This is a genomic window from Streptomyces sennicomposti (genome assembly GCF_019890635.1).
Taxonomy (GTDB): domain Bacteria; phylum Actinomycetota; class Actinomycetes; order Streptomycetales; family Streptomycetaceae; genus Streptomyces; species Streptomyces sennicomposti.
The window spans coordinates 1-24,834 of sequence record NZ_JAIOAB010000030.1; the positions used below are offsets into that span (position 1 = coordinate 1).

The 24,834-nt window shown below is 72.5% G+C and carries 25 protein-coding genes; 23 read left to right on the plus strand and 2 right to left on the minus strand.

From position 1 onward, the window contains the following. Positions 1-101 precede the first annotated feature (101 nt). The 14 genes from rimM (at position 102) to K7787_RS18015 (ending at position 12,247) form a co-directional block, all read left to right on the plus strand. Positions 102-716 carry a ribosome maturation factor RimM gene (gene rimM / locus K7787_RS17950; RefSeq protein WP_043261345.1) on the plus strand — a complete coding sequence of 205 codons (615 nt, stop codon included), beginning with the start codon at positions 102-104 and terminating at the stop codon, positions 714-716. Further along, positions 716-1,549, plus strand: coding sequence for a tRNA (guanosine(37)-N1)-methyltransferase TrmD (gene trmD, locus K7787_RS17955; RefSeq protein ID WP_009190872.1), 834 nt, complete (start codon positions 716-718; stop codon positions 1,547-1,549). Before rimM ends, trmD begins: the two co-directional genes overlap by 1 nt. Positions 1,550-1,682: 133 nt before the next feature. After that, positions 1,683-2,033 carry a 50S ribosomal protein L19 gene (gene rplS / locus K7787_RS17960; RefSeq protein WP_009190873.1) on the plus strand — a complete coding sequence of 117 codons (351 nt, stop codon included), beginning with the start codon at positions 1,683-1,685 and terminating at the stop codon, positions 2,031-2,033. A gap of 45 nt (positions 2,034-2,078) precedes the next feature. Next, positions 2,079-2,888 carry a signal peptidase I gene (gene lepB / locus K7787_RS17965; RefSeq protein WP_247721026.1) on the plus strand — a complete coding sequence of 270 codons (810 nt, stop codon included), beginning with the start codon at positions 2,079-2,081 and terminating at the stop codon, positions 2,886-2,888. Further along, positions 2,881-3,975, plus strand: coding sequence for a signal peptidase I (gene lepB, locus K7787_RS17970; protein WP_223002147.1), 1,095 nt, complete (start codon positions 2,881-2,883; stop codon positions 3,973-3,975). Before lepB (K7787_RS17965) ends, lepB (K7787_RS17970) begins: the two co-directional genes overlap by 8 nt. Then, the gene (gene lepB / locus K7787_RS17975; RefSeq protein ID WP_169435638.1) at positions 3,863-4,873 is read left to right on the plus strand and encodes a signal peptidase I; all 1,011 of its coding nucleotides are present in this window, start codon (positions 3,863-3,865) and stop codon (positions 4,871-4,873) included. Before lepB (K7787_RS17970) ends, lepB (K7787_RS17975) begins: the two co-directional genes overlap by 113 nt. Before the next feature lie 109 nt (positions 4,874-4,982). Then, positions 4,983-5,759, plus strand: coding sequence for a signal peptidase I (lepB, locus tag K7787_RS17980; protein ID WP_223002149.1), 777 nt, complete (start codon positions 4,983-4,985; stop codon positions 5,757-5,759). Further along, on the plus strand, positions 5,749-6,273 hold the full coding sequence (locus tag K7787_RS17985) for an NUDIX hydrolase (RefSeq protein WP_223002151.1): 525 nt from the start codon (positions 5,749-5,751) through the stop codon (positions 6,271-6,273). The genes lepB (K7787_RS17980) and K7787_RS17985 overlap by 11 nt, the downstream gene beginning before the upstream one ends. 56 nt (positions 6,274-6,329) lie before the next feature. Then, positions 6,330-6,638 (plus strand): DUF2469 domain-containing protein, encoded by a 309-nt coding sequence (locus K7787_RS17990; RefSeq protein WP_009190879.1) that lies wholly within the window; start codon positions 6,330-6,332, stop codon positions 6,636-6,638. 76 nt (positions 6,639-6,714) lie between these two features. Next, complete coding sequence (locus tag K7787_RS17995; protein ID WP_164388063.1) at positions 6,715-7,116, plus strand: YraN family protein; 402 nt, start codon at positions 6,715-6,717, stop codon at positions 7,114-7,116. After that, positions 7,116-8,744 (plus strand): YifB family Mg chelatase-like AAA ATPase, encoded by a 1,629-nt coding sequence (locus K7787_RS18000; RefSeq protein WP_223002153.1) that lies wholly within the window; start codon positions 7,116-7,118, stop codon positions 8,742-8,744. Before K7787_RS17995 ends, K7787_RS18000 begins: the two co-directional genes overlap by 1 nt. Before the next feature lie 452 nt (positions 8,745-9,196). After that, entirely contained in the window at positions 9,197-10,450 is a 1,254-nt protein-coding gene (gene dprA / locus K7787_RS18005) for a DNA-processing protein DprA (RefSeq protein ID WP_247721027.1), read from the plus strand. A 308-nt stretch (positions 10,451-10,758) separates the two neighbouring features. Further along, a complete protein-coding gene (whiG, locus tag K7787_RS18010; RefSeq protein WP_009190889.1) occupies positions 10,759-11,601 on the plus strand; it encodes an RNA polymerase sigma factor WhiG in 843 nt (280 codons plus the stop codon). Between the two features lie 88 nt (positions 11,602-11,689). Then, the gene (locus K7787_RS18015) at positions 11,690-12,247 is read left to right on the plus strand and encodes a TetR/AcrR family transcriptional regulator (RefSeq protein WP_009190890.1); all 558 of its coding nucleotides are present in this window, start codon (positions 11,690-11,692) and stop codon (positions 12,245-12,247) included. A gap of 97 nt (positions 12,248-12,344) precedes the next feature. Here the strand turns inward: K7787_RS18015 and K7787_RS18020 are convergent, their stop codons facing one another. After that, a complete protein-coding gene (locus tag K7787_RS18020) occupies positions 12,345-13,058 on the minus strand; it encodes a murein hydrolase activator EnvC family protein (protein ID WP_247721033.1) in 714 nt (237 codons plus the stop codon). 391 nt (positions 13,059-13,449) lie between these two features. Here K7787_RS18020 and rpsB point away from each other — a divergent pair, with 391 nt between their 5' ends. The 9 genes from rpsB to K7787_RS18065 all read left to right on the plus strand — a co-directional run bounded on the left by rpsB (position 13,450) and on the right by K7787_RS18065 (position 23,730). Further along, positions 13,450-14,376, plus strand: a complete 927-nt coding sequence (gene rpsB / locus K7787_RS18025) for a 30S ribosomal protein S2 (RefSeq protein ID WP_223002155.1) — start codon at positions 13,450-13,452, stop codon at positions 14,374-14,376. A gap of 162 nt (positions 14,377-14,538) precedes the next feature. Then, entirely contained in the window at positions 14,539-15,375 is an 837-nt protein-coding gene (gene tsf / locus K7787_RS18030) for a translation elongation factor Ts (protein WP_009190893.1), read from the plus strand. Between the two features lie 207 nt (positions 15,376-15,582). After that, the gene (gene pyrH / locus K7787_RS18035; protein ID WP_009190894.1) at positions 15,583-16,341 is read left to right on the plus strand and encodes a UMP kinase; all 759 of its coding nucleotides are present in this window, start codon (positions 15,583-15,585) and stop codon (positions 16,339-16,341) included. Between the two features lie 209 nt (positions 16,342-16,550). Beyond that, entirely contained in the window at positions 16,551-17,108 is a 558-nt protein-coding gene (frr, locus tag K7787_RS18040) for a ribosome recycling factor (RefSeq protein ID WP_009190895.1), read from the plus strand. A 131-nt stretch (positions 17,109-17,239) separates the two neighbouring features. Then, positions 17,240-18,481, plus strand: coding sequence for a phosphatidate cytidylyltransferase (locus K7787_RS18045; RefSeq protein ID WP_169435677.1), 1,242 nt, complete (start codon positions 17,240-17,242; stop codon positions 18,479-18,481). Positions 18,482-18,607: 126 nt separating this feature from the next. Next, positions 18,608-19,714: a dual-specificity RNA methyltransferase RlmN gene (rlmN, locus tag K7787_RS18050; RefSeq protein WP_019983143.1), complete on the plus strand. Its 1,107-nt coding sequence runs from the start codon at positions 18,608-18,610 to the stop codon at positions 19,712-19,714. A 268-nt stretch (positions 19,715-19,982) separates the two neighbouring features. Then, positions 19,983-21,059: a thiamine ABC transporter substrate-binding protein gene (locus K7787_RS18055; protein WP_223002157.1), complete on the plus strand. Its 1,077-nt coding sequence runs from the start codon at positions 19,983-19,985 to the stop codon at positions 21,057-21,059. A gap of 47 nt (positions 21,060-21,106) precedes the next feature. Further along, complete coding sequence (locus K7787_RS18060) at positions 21,107-22,711, plus strand: ABC transporter permease (RefSeq protein WP_247721028.1); 1,605 nt, start codon at positions 21,107-21,109, stop codon at positions 22,709-22,711. Further along, on the plus strand, positions 22,711-23,730 hold the full coding sequence (locus tag K7787_RS18065) for an ABC transporter ATP-binding protein (protein ID WP_223002161.1): 1,020 nt from the start codon (positions 22,711-22,713) through the stop codon (positions 23,728-23,730). Before K7787_RS18060 ends, K7787_RS18065 begins: the two co-directional genes overlap by 1 nt. Before the next feature lie 131 nt (positions 23,731-23,861). On the opposite strand, the gene K7787_RS18070 is transcribed toward K7787_RS18065, so the two are convergent. Beyond that, entirely contained in the window at positions 23,862-24,590 is a 729-nt protein-coding gene (locus K7787_RS18070) for an LAETG motif-containing sortase-dependent surface protein (protein ID WP_223002163.1), read from the minus strand. Positions 24,591-24,834 lie beyond the last annotated feature (244 nt).

The following is a 24,834-nucleotide window of genomic DNA, read 5'->3' on the forward strand; positions in this document are numbered from 1 at the left end:
GGCCGCGATGATCTCCCCGCGTGAGCACACGGCCGTCCCCGGCCCGAGCCGTATCAGTGGGAAAGTCGCACGAGCAGGATGACGACAGGAGAATTGGACACGTGCAGCTGGTAGTCGCACGGATCGGCCGTGCCCATGGCATCAAGGGCGAGGTCACCGTCGAGGTGCGTACCGACGAGCCGGAGCTGAGGCTCGCGCCCGGCGCCGTACTCGCCACCGATCCCGCATCCACGGGCCCGCTCACCATCGAGACCGGCCGGGTCCACAGCGGCCGCCTCCTGCTGCGCTTCGAGGGCGTGGGCGACCGCACCGCCGCCGAGGCGCTGCGCAACACCCTGCTCATCGCCGAGGTGGACCCGGAGGAACTGCCCGAGGACGAGGACGAGTACTACGACCACCAGCTGATCGACCTCGACGTGGTCACCGAGGACGGCACGGAGGTCGGGCGGATCACCGAGATCTCGCACCTGCCCTCGCAGGACCTGTTCATCGTGGAGCGCCCCGACGGCAGCGAGGTGATGATCCCGTTCGTCCAGGAGATCGTCACCGAGATCGACCTGGAGGAGCAGCGGGCCGTCATCACCCCGCCGCCCGGCCTGATCGACGACCGCGCCGAGATCGCCTCCGCACGCGACGCCGGGCAGGAGGCGCACGAGGCGGGACGGGAATCGCGCCAGGCGGACCAGGAAGCCCGCGGGTCCGGGGACGCGTCCTGATGCGCCTCGACGTCGTCACGATCTTCCCCGAGTACCTCGAACCGCTGAACGTCTCCCTCGTCGGCAAGGCACGCGCGCGTGGCCAGCTGGACGTGCGGGTGCACGACCTGCGCGCCTGGACCCACGACCGGCACAACACCGTCGACGACACGCCCTACGGCGGCGGCCCCGGCATGGTCATGAAGACCGAGCCCTGGGGCGACGCCCTGGACACCGTCCTCGCCGACGGCTACGAGGGCGGCGCGCACGCGCCCGCGCTGATCGTCCCGACCCCCAGCGGCCGGCCGTTCACCCAGGAACTCGCCGTCGAACTCTCCGAGCGCCCCTGGCTGATCTTCACCCCGGCCCGCTACGAGGGCATCGACCGCCGGGTCATGGACGAGTACGCGACCCGGATGCCCGTCTACGAGGTCTCCATCGGCGACTACGTCCTGGCCGGCGGCGAGGCGGCCGTCCTGGTCGTCACCGAGGCGGTGGCCCGCCTGCTGCCCGGCGTCCTCGGCAACGCCGAGTCCCACCGCGACGACTCCTTCGCCCCCGGCGCCATGGCGAGCCTGCTGGAGGGCCCCGTCTACACCAAGCCGCCGCGTTGGCGCGGCCGGGAGATCCCGGACGTGCTGCTCAGCGGCCACCACGGGAAGATCGCCCGCTGGCGCCGCGACGAGGCCCTGCGGCGCACCACCGCCCACCGGCCCGACCTCATCGAGCGCTGCGAGCCCGGGGCGTTCGACAAGAAGGACCGTGAGATGCTCTCCATCCTGGGCTGGGCCCCGGACCCCGAGGGCGAGCCGTACGGGCGATTTTGGCGCAGGGCCGACGACGTGGAAGAATAGGCCGCTGTTGTGCGCCGTCCGGCGTGCGCCCCTGCCACAGGGGGACACGACGCCCGCCCCGATCAGCACAGCACCGTCCCAGAACCTCTAGTTCCGTTGATGACCTGTGGCATCAACGAGGAAAGCAGACGAAATGTCTCACCTGCTCGACACCGTCGACGCCGCGTCGGTCCGCGACGACATCCCCGCCTTCCGCCCGGGCGACACGGTCAACGTGCACGTCCGCGTCATCGAGGGCAACCGCTCCCGTGTGCAGCAGTTCAAGGGCGTCGTGATCCGCCGCCAGGGCTCGGGCGTGCGCGAGACCTTCACGGTCCGCAAGGTCTCCTTCTCCGTCGGCGTCGAGCGCACCTTCCCGGTGCACACCCCGATCGTGGAGAAGATCGAGCTCGTCACCCGCGGTGACGTCCGTCGCGCCAAGCTGTACTACCTCCGTGAGCTGCGCGGCAAGGCCGCGAAGATCAAGGAGAAGCGCGAGAACTGAGCGCCTTCCGGGGTTCATGGCCGGGGCGGATAGCATTCCGCCCCGATGGACACCGAAGCACAGTCGATGGAGCGCGACCGCTCCTGCCGCCCCTGCGACGCCGGACCCGATGAGGCTCCGGACGCACAGGGCCGACAGGGGCGGTCGCGTTCGTCGTTGCGGGCGCGGCTCACCGGACGGCTCCCGGGCGGGCGGATCACCCTGGCCGCGCTGCTCTGCCTGGCCCTGCTGCTCCTGCTCAACACGTTCGTGGCCCAGCCGTTCCAGATCCCGAGCGGTTCCATGGAGCCGGGATTGAGGATCGGCGACCGCGTTCTCGTAAACAAGTTGGCGTACCGTTTCGGAGCCGGGCCGCGCCGCGGCGACGTCGTCGTCTTCGACGGCACCGGGTACTTCGGGGACTCCGACTACGTCAAACGCGTCGTGGGCGTGGGGGGAGACCACGTGGTCTGCTGTGACAAGGAGGGCAGGATCGAGGTGAACGGCCGGCCGGTCGACGAGTCGACGTTCCTGCACCCCGGCGACCGCCCCTCGGCGGTGCCGTTCGACGTCGTCGTGCCCGCGGGGACCCTGTTCCTGCTCGGCGACCACCGCGACGACTCCAGCGACTCCCGCGACCACCTCGGCTCGCCGGGCGGCGGCATGGTCCCGGTCGGCAACGTCGTCGGCCGCGCCGACTGGATCGCCTGGCCCCCCGGCCGCTGGACGCGCATCACCCGCCCCGACGCGTACGCGCGCGTGCCCGAGGCCGGTGCCTACGCGCGCGTGCCGGTGACCGGTGTCCACGCGCGCGTGGACGCGGTCGGCGCCCGGGACGGCGGGGTTCCCGCTGCGGACGGCGGCGTCCATGGGTAGCCGCGGCCGGCCACGCGGCGTCCCCGCGTCGGACGCCGCCGCGGGCCTGCTGCCCACGGGGGCCCGGCGCGCCTCCGGCCCGGCCGGCGGGCGCACCCGCGCCGAGCGGCGCAAGCTGCAGCGCAAGGTCAAGCGCAAGCGCAGGCGCTCCGCCGTGCGGGAGATCCCGCTGCTGGTCGGCGTCGCCGTGCTCATCGCGCTGGTGCTGAAGACGTTCCTCGTGCAGGCGTTCGTGATCCCGTCCGGCTCCATGGAGCAGACGATCCGGATCGGCGACCGGGTCCTGGTCGACAAGTTCACCCCGTGGTTCGGCTCGAAGCCGCAGCGCGGGGACGTGGTGGTCTTCCACGACCCGGGCGGCTGGCTCAAGGACGAGCAGCCGGCCAAGAAGAACGACCCCGTCGTCGTCAAGCAGGTCAAGGAAGGGCTCACCTTCATCGGCCTGCTGCCCTCCGACAACGAGAAGGACCTCATCAAGCGGGTCGTCGGCGTCGGCGGCGACCACGTCAAGTGCTGCGACGCGCAGGGCCGGATCACCGTCAACGGCGTTCCCCTGAACGAGCGGGACTACATCTTCCCGGGTGACGCCCCCTCCGACGAGCCGTTCGACGTCACCGTCCCGCAGGGGCGGCTGTGGGTGATGGGCGACCACCGCGGCAACTCCGCGGACTCCCGCTTCCACCAGGACTCGGCCTACAAGGGGACCGTCTCGCTGGACTCGGTGGTCGGGCGGGCCATGGTGATCGGCTGGCCGCTCGGCCACTGGAGCACGCTGAAGGAGCCCACGACCTTCGCCTCCGTGTCCGACGCGGCGGCCGGGTCGACCGCCGCCGCCCCGCTGTCGCATAGGGTTGCCCCCTACGATCCCAAGAGATCGGTCCAACTCCCGAGCCCTGCGGAACTCCCGCTCGTTATGGGAGTGGTGGGCCTGCACCGCGCATGGGGCAGGCGGCGGCACGGAGTGAGGAGTTGGCGTGGGGGATGTGGCGGTTGGCGCACGGTCCGGAGGCGACGGCGAGGAGCACCGCCGGCGCCCGGTGGGAGCGGCGGCCCCCGCCGCGGACGGCGCCGTGCCCTCCGGGAGTGACAGCGAAGCAGCCGAGGACGGCACGGTGACGGAGCACAGCCAGAGCGAAGAGCAGGGGACCGGCGGCGGCTCCCCGGAACCGAAGAAGCCGCGCTCCTTCTGGAAGGAGCTGCCGATCCTGATCGGTATCGCGCTGGTGCTGGCGCTGCTGATCAAGACCTTCCTCGTGCAGGCGTTCTCCATCCCGTCGGACTCGATGCAGAACACCCTCCAGCGGGGCGACCGGGTCCTGGTCGACAAGCTGACCCCGTGGTTCGGCTCGGAGCCAGAGCGCGGCGAGGTCGTCGTCTTCCACGACCCGGACGACTGGCTGGCCGGCGAGCCCACGGCCAAGCCCAACCCCCTGCAGAAGGTCCTCAGCTGGATCGGCCTGATGCCGTCCGCCGAGGAGAAGGACCTGATCAAGCGCGTCATCGGCGTCGGCGGCGACACCATCGAGTGCAAGAACTCCGGCCCCCTGCTGGTCAACGGCAAGGCGCTGAACGAGCCGTACGTCTACCCGGGCAACACCCCGTGCAGCGTGGACGACCAGGGCGGCCAGTTCAAGGTGACGGTGCCCAAGGGCTACATCTGGGTCATGGGCGACCACCGGCAGAACTCCCGCGACTCGCGCTACAACCAGACCGACGAGCACCACGGCATGGTGCCGGTCAAGGACGTCGTCGGCCGTGCCATCGTGCGCGCCTGGCCGATCAACCGCTGGGGCACGCTGCCGGTTCCCGACACCTTCGACCAGCCGGGCCTCGGCGAGCAGTCCTCGGCGGCGGGCGCCCTGACGGTCGCCCCGACCGGTGTGGCCCTCACCGCGGTCGTGCCGGTGGCGGTGTGGCGCCGCAGGCGCTCGATGAAGGCCCTGAACGGCACGGGCGCCACCACGACGCCCACCGGCGGCCGCTGAGCCGTCCGACGCGCCCCCGAGGGCCCCGTCCGGGGCCGTCGGGGGCGCGCGCGGTTGCGCGAAGAAGGGGGCTGCCCCGTTCCGGTACCGCCGGGTAGGGTGCGGGTCCATGGGTGGCGAGAGCACGACGCGTACGGCCCCGCTGAGCGGCGGCACGGGCAGGGCCCCGGCGGGCGGCAGGACGGGACAGCGGCTGTCCGGGCTGGCCGTGGCGCTGGGACTGGTGCTGTTCCTCGGTGGCTTCGCGTGGGCGGCCGTCGTCTACCGCCCGTACACCGTGCCCACCAGTTCGATGTCGCCGACGATCGGCATGGGCGACCGGGTGCTGGCCCAGCGCGTGGACGGCGACGAGGTGCGCCGCGGTGACGTCGTCGTCTTCCGCGACAAGACCTGGGTGGCCGACGCCCCCGTGGTCAAGCGCGTGGTGGCCGTCGGCGGCGACACCGTCGCCTGCTGCACCGACGGCAAGCTGACCGTCAACGGCAAGGAGATCGACGAGCCCTACCTCAAGGGCGGCGTCGCCGAGATCCAGGGCTTCCCCACCGTGAAGGTGCCCGAGGGCCGGCTGTTCCTGCTCGGCGACGAACGCCAGGGCTCCCTGGACTCCACCGCCCACCTCACCGACGCCGCCAAGGGCACCGTCTCCCGCGGCGACGTGAGCGCGCGCGTGGACGCCGTGATCTGGCCCGCCAAGGGCATGCTGGAGCGCCCCACCGGGTTCCAGGCGCTCGGCGCCCTCTCGCAGCCGGGCCCGCTGCGCACCGTCGTCGCCCTGATCGTGGCCGGCGCCGTGCTCGTCCTGGCCGGCGGCGCCTACGGCCCCGTCGCCAAGCTGCTGGGCCGCTCCCGCACCCGTGCCCGGACGGAGCCGGCCGGTGCCCGCTGAGCCCCGGGACGCGGGCGCGGACACCTACGCGGGCGGGCTGCGCAAGGTGGCCCGGGTGGTGCTGCTCGACCCGGCCGACCGCGTCCTGCTGCTGCACGGCCACGAGCCGGACGATCCCGCCGACGACTGGTGGTTCACGCCCGGCGGCGGCCTGGAGGGCGACGAGAGCCGTGCGGAGGCCGCGCTGCGGGAACTCGCCGAGGAGACCGGCATCACGGACGTGGCGCTGGGCCCGGTCCTGTGGCGGCGCCGGTGCTCCTTCCCGTTCGCCGGCCGCCGGTGGGACCAGGACGAGTGGTACTACCTGGCCCGCACCACCCGGACGGCGACCGCCGCGACGGCCCTGACCGAGCTGGAGCGGCGCAGCGTGGCGGGCGCACGCTGGTGGACCTGTCGGGAACTGGCCCGGACGCATGAGACCGTGTATCCGACCAGACTCGCCGGGCTGCTGCGGACACTGCTCGACGAAGGTCCTCCGGCCGAACCCGTGACCCTGGACACCGAAATCGTCTAGGGGCGCACGGGACTGGCGCACAATGGGGGGACCGTACGGCTGAAGGGGAACATGCCATGAGCGCCGAGGACCTCGAGAAGTACGAGACCGAGATGGAGCTGAAGCTCTACCGGGAGTACCGCGATGTCGTCGGTCTGTTCAAATACGTGATCGAGACCGAGCGGCGTTTCTACCTCACCAACGACTACGAGATGCAGGTCCACTCGGTCCAGGGCGAGGTGTTCTTCGAGGTGTCGATGGCCGACGCCTGGGTGTGGGACATGTACCGGCCGGCCCGGTTCGTCAAGCAGGTGCGTGTCCTCACGTTCAAGGACGTGAACATCGAGGAGCTGAGCAAGAGCGAGCTGGAGCTGCCGGGCGGGTGAGGTCCCCCGTGTGGGTGACGGAGTTGTCCACAACCGCCGAGTAACCCACCAAGATCCACTCGGTGGGCGCGGATGCGTGACGGTGGGCGCCGGAGGTGGTGCCGACATGAACACCCATCAGGCACGCAGCGCACTCGGCAGGTACGGCGAGGGACTGGCCGCGCGCCGGCTGGCCGCGGCCGGGCTGACGGTCCTGGCGCGCAACTGGCGCGACGGCAGGACCGGGGAGATCGACATCGTGGCCCGGGACGGCGACGTCCTGGTCGTCTGCGAGGTGAAGACCCGCAGGGCGGGCGGCTTCCAGCACCCGATGGCCGCGATCACGCCCGAGAAGGCCGCGCGGCTGCGCGGCCTCGCACAACGCTGGATCCAGACCCACGGCGGGGCCCCGCCCGGCGGCGTTCGCATCGACCTCGTCGGCGTCCTGCTGCCCCGGCGCGGGGCGCCGGTGGTCGAGCATGTGCGGGGGGCGGCCTGATGGGATTCGCACGCACGTGCTCCGTGGCCCTCGTCGGGGTGGAAGGCGTGGTCGTCGAGGTCCAGGCCGACCTGGAACCGGGCGTCGCCGCCTTCACCCTGGTGGGCCTGCCCGACAAGAGCCTGACCGAGAGCCGGGACCGGGTCCGGGCCGCCGTGGTCAACTCCGGCGGCGAATGGCCGCAGAAGAAACTCACGGTCGGACTCAGCCCCGCCTCGGTGCCCAAGGCCGGCAGCGGCTTCGACCTCGCCGTCGCCTGCTCCGTGCTCGGCGCGGCCGAACGGATCGACCCCCGGGTCCTCGCCGACATCGTCATGATCGGGGAACTCGGCCTGGACGGCCGGGTGCGCCCCGTGCGGGGCATCCTGCCCGCCGTGCTCGCCGCCGCCGACGCCGGCTACGAACAGGTGGTCGTCCCCGAGTGCGCCGCCGCCGAGGCCTCGCTCGTCCCCGGCGTCTCCGTGCTCGGCGTACGCAGCCTGCGCCAGCTGATCGCCGTGCTCACCGACGAACCCGTGCCCGAGGAGGAACCGGACGAGCAGGGCCGCCCGGACCCCCTGCTGGCCGGACTGCGCCTGCCCGGCGCCGGCTCGGCCACCGGCATGCACAGCGTGGGCGCCGCCCAGCACGACCAGGGACACGACCTCGCGGACGTGATCGGCCAGGCATCCGCGCGCACCGCACTGGAGGTCGCCGCGGCCGGCGGCCACCACCTGTTCCTGGAGGGGCCGCCCGGCGCCGGCAAGACCATGCTCGCCGAGCGGCTGCCCGCCGTCCTGCCCCCGCTCGCCCGGCAGGAGTCGCTGGAGGTCACCGCGATCCACTCGGTGGCCGGACTGCTGCCGCCGGGCAAGCCGCTGATCGACCTCGCCCCCTACTGCGCCCCGCACCACTCGGCGACGATGCAGGCGCTCGTCGGCGGCGGCCAGGGCATCGCCCGCCCCGGAGCCGTCGCCCTCGCCCATCGCGGCGTGCTCTTTTTGGACGAGACCCCCGAGTTCAGCAGCCACGCCCTGGACGCCCTGCGCCAGCCCCTGGAGGCCGGCCACGTGGTGATCGCCCGCAGCGCCGGGGTGGTGCGGTTCCCGGCGAAGTTCCTGATGGTCCTCGCGGCCAACCCGTGCCCCTGCGGCCGGTTCTCGCCGCGCCGCGACAACCTGTGCGAGTGCCCGTCCTCGGCGATCCGCCGCTACCAGGCCCGCATCTCCGGCCCGCTCCTGGACCGGGTGGACCTGCGGGTGGAGGCCGAACCGGTCACCCGGGCCGAGCTGGCGCTGCGCGGCGCCCGCGGCGAGTCCACGGCGGCCGTGGCCGGGCGGGTGCGGGCCGCCCGGGAGCGCGCGGCGGCCCGGCTCGCGGACACCCCCTGGCGGACCAACGCCGAGGTGCCCGGCCACGAGCTGCGCACCCGCTGGCACGCCGCGCCCGGCGCGATGGACGAGGCCGAGCGCGGCCTGGAGCGCGGGGTGCTGACCGCCCGCGGACTCGACCGCGTGCTGCGGGTCGCCTGGACGATCGCCGACCTGCGCGGCCACGCCCGCCCCGACGCGGGCGACGTGACGCTGGCGCTGCAACTGCGCACGGGAGTGCCGCGGGGCGTGCCGATGGCCATCGGGGCACCGGCATGAAGGGGGAGCGCGCCGAGCCACTGGAACGCCGGGGGCGCGTGGAGCGCGCCGAGCTTTTGGAGCGCCGGGGCGGCGTGGAGCGCGCAGAGCTTTTGGAGCGCCGGGGCCGCGCGGAGGGCACCGGGTTCCCGGAGCGCCAGGCTTGTGCCGAGCGCGCCGAGCCTCCAGAACGCCGGGACTGCGCGGAGCGCGCCGAGCTTGCGGAAGGCCGGGGCTGCGGGCAGCGCCCCGAAACCCCGGAGCGCCCCGAACCCCCGGAGCGCCGCGATCGCCCGGAGCGCGCCGAGCTTTCGGAGCGCCAGGGCCGTGCGGAGGGCACCGGGTTCCCGGAGTGCCAGGGCCGTGCCGAGCGCGCCGGGCTTCCGGTCCCGTCCCAGTCCAGGGACTTCTCTGATCTCCCGGAGCGCCGGGGCCGTGCCGAGCGCGCCCGGCTTGCGGTCCCGTCCGAGTCCATGGAGTTCTCTGATCTCCCGGAGTGCGCGGAGCGGCCGGAGCTTCCCGAACCGCCGCCCGAGCTTCCCGAGCCCTCGGAGCGCCCGGGCGGGGCCGGCGGGCGCGTGGCGGCGGGCTCCGAGCTGTCGGCGCGGGCCTTCCTCACCCGCGTCCTCGAACCGGGGGACGCGACCGGTGGCCGGTGGGTGCGGGAACTGGGGGCCGTGACGGTGGCCCGGCGGCTGCGCGACGGCGGGCCGCGCCTGGCCGGGGTCTCGGACAAGCGATGGGCCGGACTGTGCGCCCGGGCCGCGCAGGCCGACCCCGCACGGGACCTCGCCGCCGCCCGCGAGGCCGGCGTGCGGTTCGTGTGCCCCGGCACGCCCGAGTGGCCGGCCCAGCTCGACGACCTGGGGGACGCCCGCCCCCTCGGCCTGTGGGTGCGCGGCAGACCGAGCCTGCGGCTGTGGGCGCTGCGCTCGGTCGCCGTGGTCGGCGCGCGGGCCTGCACCGAGTACGGCGCCCATATGGCCGCCCACCTCGCCGCCGGTCTCGCCGACCGCGGCTGGGTGGTGGTGTCCGGCGGCGCCTACGGGGTCGACGGCGCCGCCCACCGCGGTGCGCTCGGCAGCTCCGGAGCCACCGTCGCCGTACTGGCCTGCGGCGTCGACCGGCCCTACCCGCGCGGCCACGCCGCCCTGATCGACCGGATCGCCGAGCAGGGCCTGGTCGTCGGCGAACTGCCGCCCGGCGACCATCCGACGCCGAGCAGGTTCGTCGTCCGCAACCGGGTCATCGCGGCGCTCACCCGGGGCACCGTGGTCGTGGAGGCCGCCTACCGCAGCGGATCGCTGGTCACCGCCCGCGCCGCGCAACGACTGGGCCGCCACACCATGGGGGTGCCGGGCCCGGCCACGAGCGCGCGCTCGGCGGGCGTCCACGAACTGCTGCGAGGCGGGGCGACGCTGGTCACCGACGCCGCGGAGATCGTCGAACTCGTCGGCGACATGGGCGAACTGGCCCCGGCCCGGCACGGCCCCGTCCTCCCGCGCGACCTGCTGGAGCCGGACGCCCGCGAGGTCCTGGCCGCACTTCCCGCGCGCGGTGCGGCGACCGCGGCCGACGTCGCCCGGGGCGCCGGGACGACGACGGACGACGCGATCGCGAGACTGTACGAACTCCGATCGCTTGGCTACGTCGAACGACACGGCGAGGGATGGAAGTTGACACGCCGGGCGGTGATCTCGGCGCGCGCGGGCCAAGGCGGTTGCTGACCGAGCGTGTTCGGCCGTCCGGGGGAACGCCGAAGGCTGCGGAAATTCCGGCAGTTGAGCGACCAGATCATCACTCACAGTAATCGAAGTGACCCGGTGGAGCGCGGTGCGGAACGAATCTGCGCACGCCCCACGCCTCGCCGTTCGCGCACCGCGACACTCCAGTCACGCTACGCTCACGGGGTTCCGACGCTGAGACCGACGAAAACCGGACCAGAACCGACCGAGACCGACGACTCGCCCAGGCGACCAGAAACCCCAGAAACCCACAAGCCCGCACTCCACGGCAGAACGGCACAAGGCGACGAATGCCCCAGCACACCTCCGGGTCCGACCGGGCGGCGCTCCCCCCAGCCGCCCGCGACGGTGGCAGCGTGCGGCCGCCCGCTCCCTCGACGCTCGACGAGCTGTGGCGGTCGTACAAGGCGACGGGGGACGAACGGCTGCGGGAGCAGCTCATCCTGCACTACTCGCCGCTGGTGAAGTACGTGGCGGGACGGGTCAGCGTCGGCCTGCCCCCCAACGTGGAGCAGGCCGACTTCGTCTCCTCGGGCGTCTTCGGGCTGATCGACGCGATCGAGAAGTTCGACATCGACCGGGAGATCAAGTTCGAGACGTACGCGATCACCCGGATCCGGGGCGCGATGATCGACGAACTGCGCGCGCTGGACTGGATCCCCCGCTCGGTGCGGCAGAAGGCGCGCAACGTCGAGCGGGCGTACGCGACGCTGGAGGCCCGGCTGCGGCGCACCCCGACGGAGACCGAGGTGGCCGGCGAGATGGGCATCGCGGTGGACGAACTGCACGCCGTCTTCAGCCAGTTGTCGCTGGCCAACGTCGTCGCCCTGGAGGAGCTGCTGCACGTCGGCGGCGAGGACGGCGACGGGCTGAGCTTCATGGACACCCTGGAGGACACCGCCGCCGACAACCCGGTGGAGGTGGCCGAGGACCGCGAGCTGCGGCGCTTTCTGGCCCGCGCGATCAACACGCTGCCCGAGCGCGAGAAGACCGTCGTCACGCTGTACTACTACGAGGGCCTCACCCTCGCCGAGATCGGCAACGTGCTCGGTGTGACCGAGAGCCGGGTCAGCCAGATCCACACCAAGTCGGTACTGCAGTTGCGGGCCAAGCTGGCCAGTTTCGGACGGTGACCGGCGGGGCCCGTGCCGGGGGAGTCACTCCCGTCCCGGGCGCGGCGTCCGTACAGTGGTCGACGTGCCAAGGATTCGAGCGGCCTCCGTGGCCGAGCACCGGTCGATGCAGCGAGCCGCCCTGCTGGACGCGGCGCGGACCCTGCTGTCCGAGGGCGGGACGGAGGCTCTGACCTTCCCCGCCCTGGCCGAACGGACGGGGCTGGCAAGGTCGTCGGTGTACGAGTACTTCCGGTCGCGGGCCGCCGTGGTCGAGGAGCTGTGCGCCGTCGACTTCCCGGTCTGGGCCGCCGAGGTCGCCGCGGCGATGGCGGCCGTGGCCGGGCCGGAGGCCAAGGTCGAGGCGTACGTCCGCAAGCAGCTGGAGCTGGTCGGCGACCGGCGGCACCGGGCCGTCGTGGCGATCTCGGCGAGCGAACTGGACGCGGGCGCGCGGGAGAAGATCCGCGCCGCGCACGGCGAACTCGTCGCCATGATCGTCGAGGCGCTGGGGGAGCTGGGCCACGGCCAGCCCCGCCTGGCGGCGATGCTGCTCCAGGGCGTCGTGGACGCGGCCGTACGCCGCATCGAACTGGGCGCGGCCGAGGAGCCGCCGGTGATCGCGGAGGCGGCCGTGGGGATGATCCTGCGGGGGGTCCGCGGCTGACGCTCCGGGGGAGGCGGCGCGCCCGATCTCGTCGAGGAGCGCCCCGTCCCGTACGGCTCGGCGGCGCTCGCTTCGGTGCCGGGGGCGGGGGCGGCCGTCACGCCGCCGTCGCTGCCCCCGGCACCGGCAGCAGTCTCGACGGGCCGGTGCGCAGCAGCCACGGCGGCAGGAGCAGCAGCGGGTCGAGATAGGCCTCGCCTCTGCGCAGGCCCCAGTGCAGACAGCCGCTCCCGCAGTGCGACCCGGAGGCGGGTCCCGCTCCCTGCACCGTGCCGACGATCTGCCCGGCCGCCACCCGCTCGCCCTCCCGCACCGAGGCCCGTACCGGCTCGTACGTCGTCCGCAACGGCGGCTCGCCCGTCCCCGACAGCTCCACCGAGACCACGCCGCGCCCCGCCACGGGACCCGCGAAGGAGACCCGGCCCGCAGCCACCGCCCGTACCGGAGTGCCCGGCGGCGCGCCGAGGTCCACGCCCCGGTGGCCGGGCCCGTACGGCGTCGCCGGCGGCTCCCAGCCCCGCAGCACCGGCGGCCGCGCCCCCACGGGCCAGTTCCGCCCCACAGCCGGCACGGACCCGCCGGCGGACACCGAATCATCGGCGGACACCGAATCATCGGCGGGTGCCGACCCACCGTCCGGGCCAGCTCCACCGGTCTGCGCCCCGTCCCCGGTCGGCACCGACCCACCGTCCGGCACAGCCCCGCCGGCCTGCGCCCCGTCCCCAGTCGGCACCGACCCACCGGCCGGCGGCGCCGCGCGAGCCGGGACCGCCCCGTCGGCTGCCTCCGCCGCACCACCCGCCCCCGGCATCAGCACCAGCACCACCACACCCGAAACCAGAGCCAGGACCAGTAGCCCCACCAGTCCCACCAGCCCCGGCAGCGGCCCGAGCCGCCCCTCCGCACAGCGCTTCCCGCGCATCCCAGACATGCCCACCACGGTGCCGACTCCCGCCGTCCGCCGCCGGGACCTGTGGACAACCGACGGGTTGTGGACAGCGGCGTCACCCGGCGCCTTCCGTGTCCCGTACACTTCTAGCGGCGACCCGGGTCACCGGGTCGACTTCGCACGCCCCGACACCCCGGCCGGCAACGGTCGGTGTCAGCGCCCCTCGGTCCTTCGCGGCAGGCGCACGCGGGCGTCAGGCGCGGGAGCCGTCCGGTTCCCGCGGCACAACCGAGAATGTCAAGGAGATACGGCCATGGCCGTCGTCACGATGCGGGAGCTGCTGGAGAGCGGCGTCCACTTCGGTCACCAGACCCGTCGTTGGAACCCGAAGATGAAGCGCTTCATCTTCACGGAGCGCAACGGCATCTACATCATCGACCTGCTCCAGTCGCTGTCGTACATCGACCGCGCCTACGAGTTCGTCAAGGAGACCGTGGCCCACGGCGGCACGGTCATGTTCGTCGGCACGAAGAAGCAGGCGCAGGAGGCCATCGCCGAGCAGGCCACCCGCGTCGGCATGCCCTACGTCAACCAGCGCTGGCTGGGCGGCATGCTCACCAACTTCTCGACCGTCTACAAGCGCCTGCAGCGCCTGAAGGAGCTCGAGCAGATCGACTTCGAGGACGTGGCCGCCTCCGGCCTCACCAAGAAGGAGCTGCTGGTCCTCTCCCGCGAGAAGGCCAAGCTGGAGAAGACCCTCGGCGGTATCCGCGAGATGCAGAAGGTGCCCAGCGCCGTCTGGATCGTGGACACCAAGAAGGAGCACATCGCGGTCGGCGAGGCCCGGAAGCTCAACATCCCGGTCGTCGCCATCCTCGACACCAACTGCGACCCCGACGAGGTCGACTACAAGATCCCGGGCAACGACGACGCGATCCGCTCCGTCACCCTGCTCACCCGTGTGATCGCCGACGCCGTCGCCGAGGGCCTCATCGCCCGCTCCGGCGTCAACGCCGGTGACAAGGGCGAGAAGGCCGCGGGCGAGCCGCTGGCCGAGTGGGAGCGCGACCTGCTCGAGGGCGAGAAGAAGGCCGACGAGGCTCCGGCCGCCGAGGCCGAGAAGCCGGCCGAGGCCGCCGAGGCTCCCGTCGCCGAGGCTCCCGTCGCCGAGGCTCCGGTCGCCGAGGCGCCGGCTGCCGAGGCCGAGGCCCCGGCCGCCGAGGGCGAGCAGCAGGCCTGACCCGTCAGCGTCAGCGTTGACGGCGGGAGCGGTGTGAATTCCGCTCCCGCCGTTCACCCGTAGGTCAGCGGCGCGTCAGCGGGCTCCCGCTCCATGGGCGGCGGGGGACCGCAGGCCCCCTGATCTTCGATCTTCCAGACTTCGAGAAAGATTCACAGACTCATGGCGAACTACACCGCCGCCGACGTCAAGAAGCTTCGTGAGCTCACGGGCGCCGGCATGATGGACTGCAAGAAGGCGCTGGACGAGGCCGAGGGCAACGTCGAGAAGGCCGTCGAGGCGCTGCGCATCAAGGGCCAGAAGGGCGTCGCCAAGCGCGAGGGCCGCTCCGCCGAGAACGGCGCCGTGGTCTCGATCATCGCCGACGACAACTCCTCCGGCGTCCTGGTCGAGCTGAAGTGCGAGACGGACTTCGTCGCCAAGGGCGACAAGTTCCAGGCCGTGGCCAAGGCCATCGCCGAGCACGTCGCCAAGTCCGCCCCGGCCGACCTGGAGGCCCTGCTCGCCTCCGAGATCGAGCCCGGCAAGACCGTCCAGGCGTTCGTGGACGAGGCCAACGCCAACCTCGGCGAGAAGATCGTCCTGGACCGCTTCGCGCAGTTCGCCGACGGTTTCGTCACCGCGTACATGCACCGCACGATGCCCGACCTGCCCCCGCAGATCGGTGTCCTCGTCGAGCTGGACAAGCCGAACGCCGAGATCGCCAAGGGCGTCGCCCAGCACATCGCCGCCTTCGCGCCGAAGTACCTCTCCAAGGAGGACGTGCCGGCCGACGTCGTCGAGTCCGAGCGCCGTATCGCCGAGGAGACCACCCGCGCCGAGGGCAAGCCCGAGGCCGCGATCGCCAAGATCGTCGAGGGTCGTCTGAACGGCTTCTTCAAGGACGCCACGCTGCTCGGCCAGCCCTACGCGCTGGACAACAAGAAGTCCGTCCAGAAGGTCCTGGACGAGGCCGGTGTCACCCTGAAGCGCTTCACGCGCATCAAGGTCGGCATCTGAGTCCACGGTCCGTACCGCGACGGACACCCGGCCCGGATAGGGTCGACAGCAGTCGTCCACGTCGCCCGCGTATGGCGCCACGCACGCGTGGGTGACGGACGACAGCAGATCTGACGAGGAGGCCATTGCCGAGCATGGGATGCGAAACACGCCCCACCGGCAATGGCCTTCTTCGCATGTGCACCACGTAACAGAGGCGGGATCTCAATGACCAGCAAGCCCCGGAAAAGCGACGACGGCAAAGTGACCGGCCGGTTTCTTCTGAAGCTGTCCGGAGAGGCCTTCTCGGGCGGCGGGGGCCTGGGGGTAGACCCGGACGTGGTGCACGCCATCGCCCGTGAGATCGCGGCCGTCGTCCGGGACGGCGCGCAGATCGCGGTCGTGATCGGCGGCGGCAACTTCTTCCGCGGCGCCGAGCTGCAGCAGCGCGGCATGGACCGCGCCCGCTCCGACTACATGGGCATGCTCGGCACCGTGATGAACTGCCTCGCCCTGCAGGACTTCATCGAGAAGGAAGGCGTCGACAGCCGGGTCCAGACCGCCATCACCATGGGCCAGGTGGCCGAGCCGTACATCCCGCTGCGCGCCGTGCGCCACCTGGAGAAGGGCCGCGTGGTCATCTTCGGGGCGGGTATGGGCATGCCGTACTTCTCCACCGACACCACCGCCGCCCAGCGCGCCCTGGAGATCGACGCCGAGGCGCTGCTCATGGGCAAGAACGGCGTGGACGGGGTCTACGACTCCGACCCGAAGACCAACCCGGACGCCGTGAAGTTCGACTCCCTCGGCTACAGCGAGGTCATCACCCGCGACCTGAAGGTCGCCGACGCCACGGCGATCACGCTCTGCCGCGACAACCGGCTCCCGATCGTCGTCTTCGAACTCCTGAAGGAGGGCAATATCGCCCGCGCCGTCAAGGGTGAGAAGATCGGCACGCTGGTGGGTGAACAGGCCGGCCGGGGCTGACCCGACCCGGCGGAGATCGCCCCGGCCCGACGACTCGCCCCGCCCGCGGCCCGGCACCTGTCCGGGGGACGGGCGGGACGGACCCGGGCCGGGGGATGGACAATGTCCTGCCGGTCGGGAACCGTGCAGGAAGAAGACGCGACGCAGCCGGCCGCCGGCCCCGACAAGGAACCGCGACCGGGCCTACTCAAGACACGCAGGAGCAAGTGGTGATCGAAGAGACCCTCCTCGAGGCCGAGGAGAAGATGGAGAAGGCCGTCGTGGTCGCCAAGGAGGACTTCGCCGCGATCCGCACCGGCCGTGCGCACCCGGCGATGTTCAACAAGATCGTGGCCGACTACTACGGCGCGCCGACGCCGATCAACCAGCTGGCTTCGTTCTCCGTGCCGGAGCCGCGGATGGCGGTCGTGACGCCGTTCGACAAGACCGCGCTGCGCAACATCGAGCAGGCGATCCGCGACTCCGACCTGGGCGTCAACCCCAGCAACGACGGCAATATCATCCGAGTGGTCTTCCCCGAGCTGACCGAGGAACGCCGCCGCGAGTACATCAAGGTCGCCAAGGGCAAGGGCGAGGACGCCAAGGTCTCCATCCGCTCGGTGCGCCGCAAGGCCAAGGACGCGATCGACAAGCTCGTCAAGGACGGCGAGGTCGGCGAGGACGAGGGCCGCCGTGCGGAGAAGGAGCTCGACGACACCACCGCTAAGTACGTGGCGCAGGTGGACGAGCTCCTGAAGCACAAGGAGTCGGAGCTGCTCGAGGTCTGATGAACGACTCTTCCTGGGGAGCGCCGCAGCAAGCCGGGTACTGGGGGCCCGCGGACGGTTCACCCGCCCAGGGGCCCGTTGCCGGAGGCCCCGCCCACGATGCGCCGCAGGGCGCCCGGCAGACTCGCCCCATGCCCATCGTGCCCGAGGTGCCCGCACACGGCGGTACCCAGGATGACGACCGGGGGGCCGTCCGCACGGACGGCCCTCTGTTCCGGGACGAGGCCCCGCAGCACCAGGGCGGCCGAGCCCCGCAGCCCCGGTCGTACGACCCGCGACAGCAGCAGCCGCAGCCCTACGCCGCGCAGCCGCACGCGTACGACACGCGGCACCCGGGCGGCCCGTACGGCATACCGGCCCAGCCGCAGCCGTACGAGATACCGCAGCACCAGCACGACCAGCAGCCGCAGTCACCGTCGCGGTCGCACCCGCAGCCGTACGAAGCGCCGCAGCCGCGGCCCTACGACACGCCGCAGACGCCGCCCGCCCACCGGACGGCGTCGCAGAATCCGGAGCCCATGCCCGACGCCCCGCAGCCGGCGCCCGCCCCGCAGAAGAAGAGCGCGGGCCGGGACCTCGGTGCTGCCATAGGAGTCGGTCTCGGGCTCGGCGTGGTGATCGTCGCCTCCCTGTTCATCGTCAAGGCGGTCTTCGTCGGCGTGATCGCCGTCGCGGTCGTCGTGGGCCTGTGGGAGCTGACCAGCCGCCTCCAGGAGCGCAAGGAGATCAAGGCGCCGCTGGTGCCGCTGGCCGTCGGCGGCGCCGCCATGGTGGTCGCCGGATACGTGCGCGACGCCGAGGGCGCGTGGGTGGCGATGGCCCTGACCACGCTCGCGGTCCTGGTCTGGCGCATGACCCAGCCCCCCGAGGGCTACCTCAGGGACGTCACGGCGGGCGTCTTCGCCGCCTTCTACGTGCCGTTCCTGGCCACGTTCGTGGCGATGATGCTCACCGCGGACGACGGCCCGTACCGCGTGCTGACCTTCCTGATCCTCACGGTGGTCAGCGACACGGGCGCGTACGCCGTCGGCTGGCGCTTCGGCAAGCACAAGCTCGCCCCGCGCATCAGCCCCGGCAAGACCCGCGAGGGCCTGTTCGGCGCGGTCGCCTTCGCGATGGCCGCCGGCGCGCTGTGCATGCAGTTCCTGATCGACGACGGCGCCTGGTGGCAGGGCCTGCTCCTCGGCCTCGCGGTCGCGGCCAGCGCCACCCTCGGCGACCTCGGCGAGTCCATGATCAAGCGGGACCTGGGCATCAAGGACATGGGCACGCTGCTGCCGGGCCACGGCGGCATCATGGACCGCCTCGACTCCCTCCTCCCCACGGCCCCGATCGCCTGGCTCCTCCTGGTGGCCTTCGTGGGCTCGGCCTGATCCGCGGACCCCACACGTAAGAACGAGCCCCCGCCGATCCGGTGGGGGCTCGTCTCACTCGGGCCACGCACGGCGCCCACCGGCCCGACCGGCCCACCCAAGTCGATCTGCGACACTGGATGCACCATGCCCAAGCCCGGAGAACTTACTTTCGTCGCCCCGCGCGGAGCCAAGAAGCCGCCGCGGCACCTTGCCGATCTGTCGCCTGCCGAGCGCAAGGAGGCCGTCGCCGCGATCGGTGAGAAGCCGTTTCGTGCCAAGCAGCTCTCGCAGCACTACTTCGCGCGGTACGCGCACGACCCCGAGCAGTGGACCGACATCCCGGCCGGGTCGCGGGAGAAGCTGCGCGAGGCGCTGCTGCCCGAGCTGATGTCGGTCGTGCGGCATCTGTCGACCGACGCGGGCACCACCCGCAAGACGCTGTGGCGGCTGTTCGACGGGACGCTGGTCGAGTCGGTGCTCATGCGCTACCCGGACCGGGTGACCATGTGCATCAGCTCGCAGGCCGGTTGCGGCATGAACTGCCCGTTCTGCGCGACCGGGCAGGCGGGCCTCGACCGCAATCTGTCGACCGCCGAGATCGTGCACCAGATCGTGGACGGCATGCGCGCCCTGCGCGACGGCGAGGTGCCGGGCGGGCCGGCGCGGCTGTCCAACATCGTGTTCATGGGCATGGGCGAGCCGCTCGCCAACTACAAGCGCGTCGTCGGCGCCATCCGCGCCCTCACCGACCCCGAGCCCGACGGGCTCGGCCTGTCGCAGCGCGGCATCACCGTCTCCACCGTGGGCCTGGTCCCGGCGATCCACCGGTTCTCCGACGAGGGCTTCAAGTGCCGGCTCGCCATCTCCCTGCACGCCCCCGACGACGAGCTGCGCGACACCCTCGTGCCCGTGAACACACGGTGGAAGGTGCGCGAGGTGCTGGACGCGGGCTTCGAGTACGCCGCGAAGTCCGGGCGCCGGCTCTCCATCGAGTACGCGCTGATCCGCGACATCAACGACCAGGCCTGGCGCGGCGACCGGCTCGGCCGGCTGCTCAAGGGCAGGCCCGTGCACGTCAACTGCATCCCCCTCAATCCCACCCCCGGTTCCAAGTGGACCGCCTCGCGGCCCGAGGACGAGAAGGCGTTCGTGGAGGCGATCGCCGCCCACGGGGTGCCGGTCACCATCCGGGACACCCGTGGCCAGGAGATCGACGGCGCCTGCGGTCAGCTGGCCGCCACCGAGCGGTAGGCCCCGGGGGCGACCACGGCCGCGGGCCGCAGGCGGTCGTACGGCGGCCGGGCGGTACTCTGAGCGCGTACACATCTTCATATTCCGACAGGGGAGCGCCACAGCGCTGAGAGTGCGGCACCGGCCGCAGACCCTCTGAACCTCGCCCAGGTCATTCTGGGTAGGAAGTTCGGTCATCACTCGAGCTGTTGCGCCCTGCCCGGACATCCCCGCGGATGCCCGGGCAGGGCCGCGTCTCTTCCTGGCCACCATCCAGGAGGAAAATCCAGTGCACACCAAGACGTTCGTCGCAGCCGCGGTCGGGCTGGGACTGGTCACGCTGTCCGCGTGCGGATCGTCCGGCGGCCAGAAGAGCGCCGCCGACTCCAAGACCGTGACCCTGGTCAGCCACGACTCGTGGAAGGCGTCCCAGAGCGTCATCACGGAGTTCGAGAAGTCCTCCGGCTACAAGGTCAAGGTCCTCATGGACGGCGACGCCGGGCAGGCCGTCAACAAGGCCATCCTCACCAAGGACCACCCGCAGGGCGACGTCTTCTTCGGCGTCGACAACACCCTCCTGTCCCGCGCCCTGGACAACGGCCTCTTCCAGCCCTACGAGGCGAAGGGCTCCGACCAGATCCAGCCGCAGTACCGGGCCGACGAGGCCAAGCACCGGGTCACCCCGATCGACACCGGCGACATCTGCGTCAACTACGACAAGAAGTACTTCGCCGACCACAAGCTGGCCCCGCCGGCCACCTTCGACGACCTGGTCGAGCCGCAGTACAAGAACCTCCTCGTCACCGAGGACGCCGCCGCCTCCTCGCCCGGCCTCGGCTTCCTGCTCGGCACCGCCGCCAAGTACGGCGACACCGGCTGGCAGGCGTACTGGAAGAAGCTGAAGGCCAACGGCGTCAAGGTCGTCTCCGGCTGGGAGCAGGCCTACGACCAGGAGTTCTCCGGCTCGGCCGGCGGGAAGAAGGCCAACGGCGACCGTCCGCTGGTCGTCTCCTACGCCTCCTCGCCGCCCGCCGAGGTCATCTACGCCAAGCCGCAGCCCAAGACCGCGCCCACCGGCGTCGCCGAGGGAACCTGCTTCCGCCAGGTCGAGTACGCCGGACTGCTCGCGGGCGCCGAGAACACCGAGGGCGGCAAGGCCTTCCTCGACTTCCTGGTCGGCAAGCGGTTCCAGGAGGACATGCCGCTGAACATGTTCGTCTACCCGGTGCGCCAAGGCGCCCGGGTCCCCGCGGAGTTCACCCAGTACGGCCCGCAGGCCAAGAACCCGGAGACCATGGCCCCCGGGAAGATCGCCGCCAACCGTGACCAGTGGGTCAAGTCGTGGACCTCGCTCGCGGTGAAGTGACCGGCCGGCGACGCCGCCGGCCGGGGAACGCGGCGCGGCTCGGCCTCATGGCCCTGCCCGTCGCGTTCTTCGCGGTGTTCTTCGCCTACCCGGTCGCCGCGATCGTCCGCCGCGGCCTACGGGTCGACGGCGCCTGGCAGTTCGGCAGGTTCGCCGACGTCCTCGGCGACCAGGGCATCCGGCACGTGCTGTGGTTCACCACCTGGCAGGCCCTCGCCTCCACCGCGCTCACCCTGCTCATCGCGCTGCCCGGCGCCTACGTCCTGGCCCGCTTCGACTTCCCCGGCCGCCAAGTGCTGCGCGCCGTGGTCACCGTGCCGTTCGTGCTGCCCACCGTCGTCGTCGGCACCGCCTTCCTCGCCCTCCTCGGGCACGGCGGCCTCCTCGACCAGCTGTGGGGCGTACGCCTGGACACCACCGTGTGGGCGATCCTCCTCGCCCACGTCTTCTTCAACTACGCCGTCGTGGTGCGCACCGTGGGCGGCCTGTGGGCGCAGCTCGACCCCCGGCAGGAGGAGGCCGCCCGGATGCTCGGCGCCTCGCCGCTGACCGCCTGGCGCAAGGTCACCCTGCCCGCGCTGGCCCCCGCCGTCGCCGCCGCCGCGCTCATGGTGTTCCTGTTCACCTTCACCTCCTTCGGCATCGTGCAGATCCTCGGCGGCCCCGCCTTCTCCACCCTCGAAGTGGAGATCTACCGGCAGACCTCCGAGATCTTCGACCTGTCCACCGCCGCCGTCCTCACCCTCGTCCAGTTCGCGGCCGTCGGCGCGATCCTCGCCGTGCACGCCTGGACCGTACGGCGCCGGGAGAGCGCGCTGAAGCTGGTGGACGCCGCCCTGACCGCCCGCCGGCCGCGCGGCGCCGGACAGTGGGCGCTGCTCGCCGGAGTGCTCGCCACCATCGCGCTGCTGCTCCTGCTGCCGCTCGCCGTCCTCGTGCAACGCTCCCTGACCGCACCCGGCTTCGGCTACTACCGGGCGCTCACCGACCCCGACGGCGGCGTCTTCCTCGTCGCCCCGATCACCGCCATCGGCACCTCCCTGTCCTACGCCGCCGCGGCCACCGCCATCGCCCTCGTGATCGGCTCCCTGGCCGCCGCCGCGCTCACCCGCCGGGACGCGGGACGCCTCGTCCGCGGCTTCGACGCGCTGCTGATGCTGCCGCTCGGCGTCTCCGCGGTGACCGTCGGCTTCGGCTTCCTCATCGCCCTGGACAAACCGCCGCTGGACCTGCGCCAGTCCTGGATCCTCGTCCCGCTCGCACAGGCCCTGGTCGGCGTGCCCTTCGTCGTACGGACCATGCTGCCCGTGCTGCGCGCGGTCGACGTACGGCTGCGGGAGGCGGCCGCCGTGCTCGGCGCGTCCCCGTGGCGGGTGTGGCGGGAGGTCGATCTGCCGATGGTGCGGCGGGCGCTGCTGGTCGCCGCCGGGTTCGCCTTCGCGGTCTCGCTCGGCGAGTTCGGGGCCACCGTGTTCATCGCGCGGCCCGACAACCCGACGCTGCCGGTCGCCGTGGCCCGGCTGCTGAGCCGCCCCGGCGACCTCAACTACGGGCAGGCGATGGCCCTGTCCACGATCTTGATGGTGGTGTGTGCCGTGGCCCTGCTCCTGCTGGAGCGGCTGCGGACCGCCGACCGGAGCGGGGAGTTCTGATGCTGCTGAGGCTGGAAGCCGCCACCGTCCGCTTCGGCGGGCGGGCGGTGCTCGACGCCGTCGATCTGGCGGTCGCCGAGCACGAGATCGTGTGCGTGCTGGGCCCCAGCGGCAGCGGCAAGTCCACGCTGCTGCGCGCGGTGGCCGGACTCCAGCCGCTGGACTCGGGACGGGTGCTGCTCGACGGCCGCGACCAGGCGGCGGTGCCGGTGCACCGGCGCGAGGTCGGGCTGATGTTCCAGGACCACCAGCTCTTCCCGCAGCGCGACGTCGCCGGCAACGTCGGCTTCGGCCTGCGGATGCACGGCACGGCGAAGGACGAACGGGCCGCGCGCGTCCAGGAGTTGCTGGACCTGGTCGGGCTGCCCGGGGCCGGCGGCCGGGCCGTCGCCGCCCTGTCCGGCGGCGAACAGCAGCGCGTCGCGCTGGCCCGCGCGCTCGCCCCCCGGCCCCGGCTGCTGATGCTGGACGAGCCGCTCGGCCAGCTCGACCGCACCCTGCGCGAACGCCTGGTGGTCGAACTGCGGGAGTTGTTCGGCCGGTTGGGCACCACCGTGCTCGCCGTCACCCACGACCAGGGCGAGGCCTTCGCGCTCGCCGACCGGGTCGTGGTGATGCGCGACGGCGAGATCGCCCAGTCCGGCACCCCGCTTCAGGTGTGGCAGCGCCCGGCGGACGCCTTCGTGGCCCGCTTCCTCGGCTTCGAGAACGTGGTCGAGGCGAGCGTCGAGGGACAGGTCGCGCTCACCCCCTGGGGCAAGGTGCCCGTCCCCGAGGGCTCCGCCGGGGGCGCCCGCACCCTCCTGGTCCGCCCGGCCGGCGTGCGCCTGGTCCCCGCCGGGGAGGGTCTGCGCTGCACGGTCGCCGCCCGCGCCTTCAAGGGCACCCATGTCGCCGTCCACCTCCAGCCCGGGGACGCGCCGCGTCTGGAGGCGGCCTGCGCGCTGCGGTCGGCGCCGGAGGTCGGCGCCGAGGTGGGGGTGGAGTTCGACCCGGCCGACGTCGTCCTGCTGGGCTGAGCACGCCCGGTAGGTCAACGCCCGGGCAGCGCGCCGCCGTTCCGCCCACAGCGCCCACGGAGCGGGTCAACGCCCGTGGCCCGCACCCTGCTTCGGGCGCGGGCCACGGACGCGGTGCGTGAACGGCGCTGTCAGCGACCGCTGCCCGCACCGCGGCGGCGCATGCCGTAGAAGACGGCGCCACCGCCGACGACGACCAGGGCGACGGCGATGCCGACGATCAGCCCGGTGTTGGAACTCGCCCCGGTCTCCGCGAGGTTGGAGTCACCGGCCGCGGGCGAGGGGGCGTTGTCCACGGTGGTGCCCGCCGGGGCGGTGCCGCTCTGCGAGGGGGTCGGCGTCCCGGCCGCGGGCGTCGAGGGCGCCGCGGAGGTCGCCGGGGCCGACGGGGTCGCGGTGGCCGGCTGCGAGGGTGTGGCCGGCGTGGACGGGGTGGCCGGCGTGCTCGGGGTGGCCGGCGCGCAGGCGGCGGACGGGGTCCTCAGGTTCGGCTCGATGTCCGCGTCGACCAGCTTGCCGCCGGCCTTGACGTGGACGCGGTACTCGGCGTTCGGCTCCCAGGCCTCGGCGAAGGAGACCGTGGCGCCCTTGGCGGTGCCCTTGACCGTCTGCGGGATGCCGATCCGCTTCACGTCCGCGCCGTTGTTCTCCAGGAAGACGGTGACGACGGCCGGGGTGCCGGAGGCGTCCTTGTCGGTGACGACGATGACACCGTTGCCATCGAGGCACTTGGCCTCGGCGGAGAACTCGCTGATGTCGCAGGCGAGCGCGGTGCCCGCCGTGCCGAGGGCGACCGCGGCGGACGCGGCGGCGACCCCCAGGACGCGCAGGGGACGTGCGGTGCGGCGGGATATCGACAAGATGGCCACTTTGCCCTTCACGGGAGGTGCGATTGCGGGGGGTGAAGGGGGTGTTGGGGCGGCCACCGGACGACGAGGAGTGCCCCGGCACCCCCAAGAGGCCCACATCTATAGGCGCTCGGTCAGCAGTGTCAACGCGCGTGTCCCCTATGGGCGTTGACTTTGCCCGTTCATTAACCGCCCGCATGTTTGGGCCCGTTGTGAACCGGTCCGATCCGGGCGGCTTGGCCGATCGGCCCCGCCC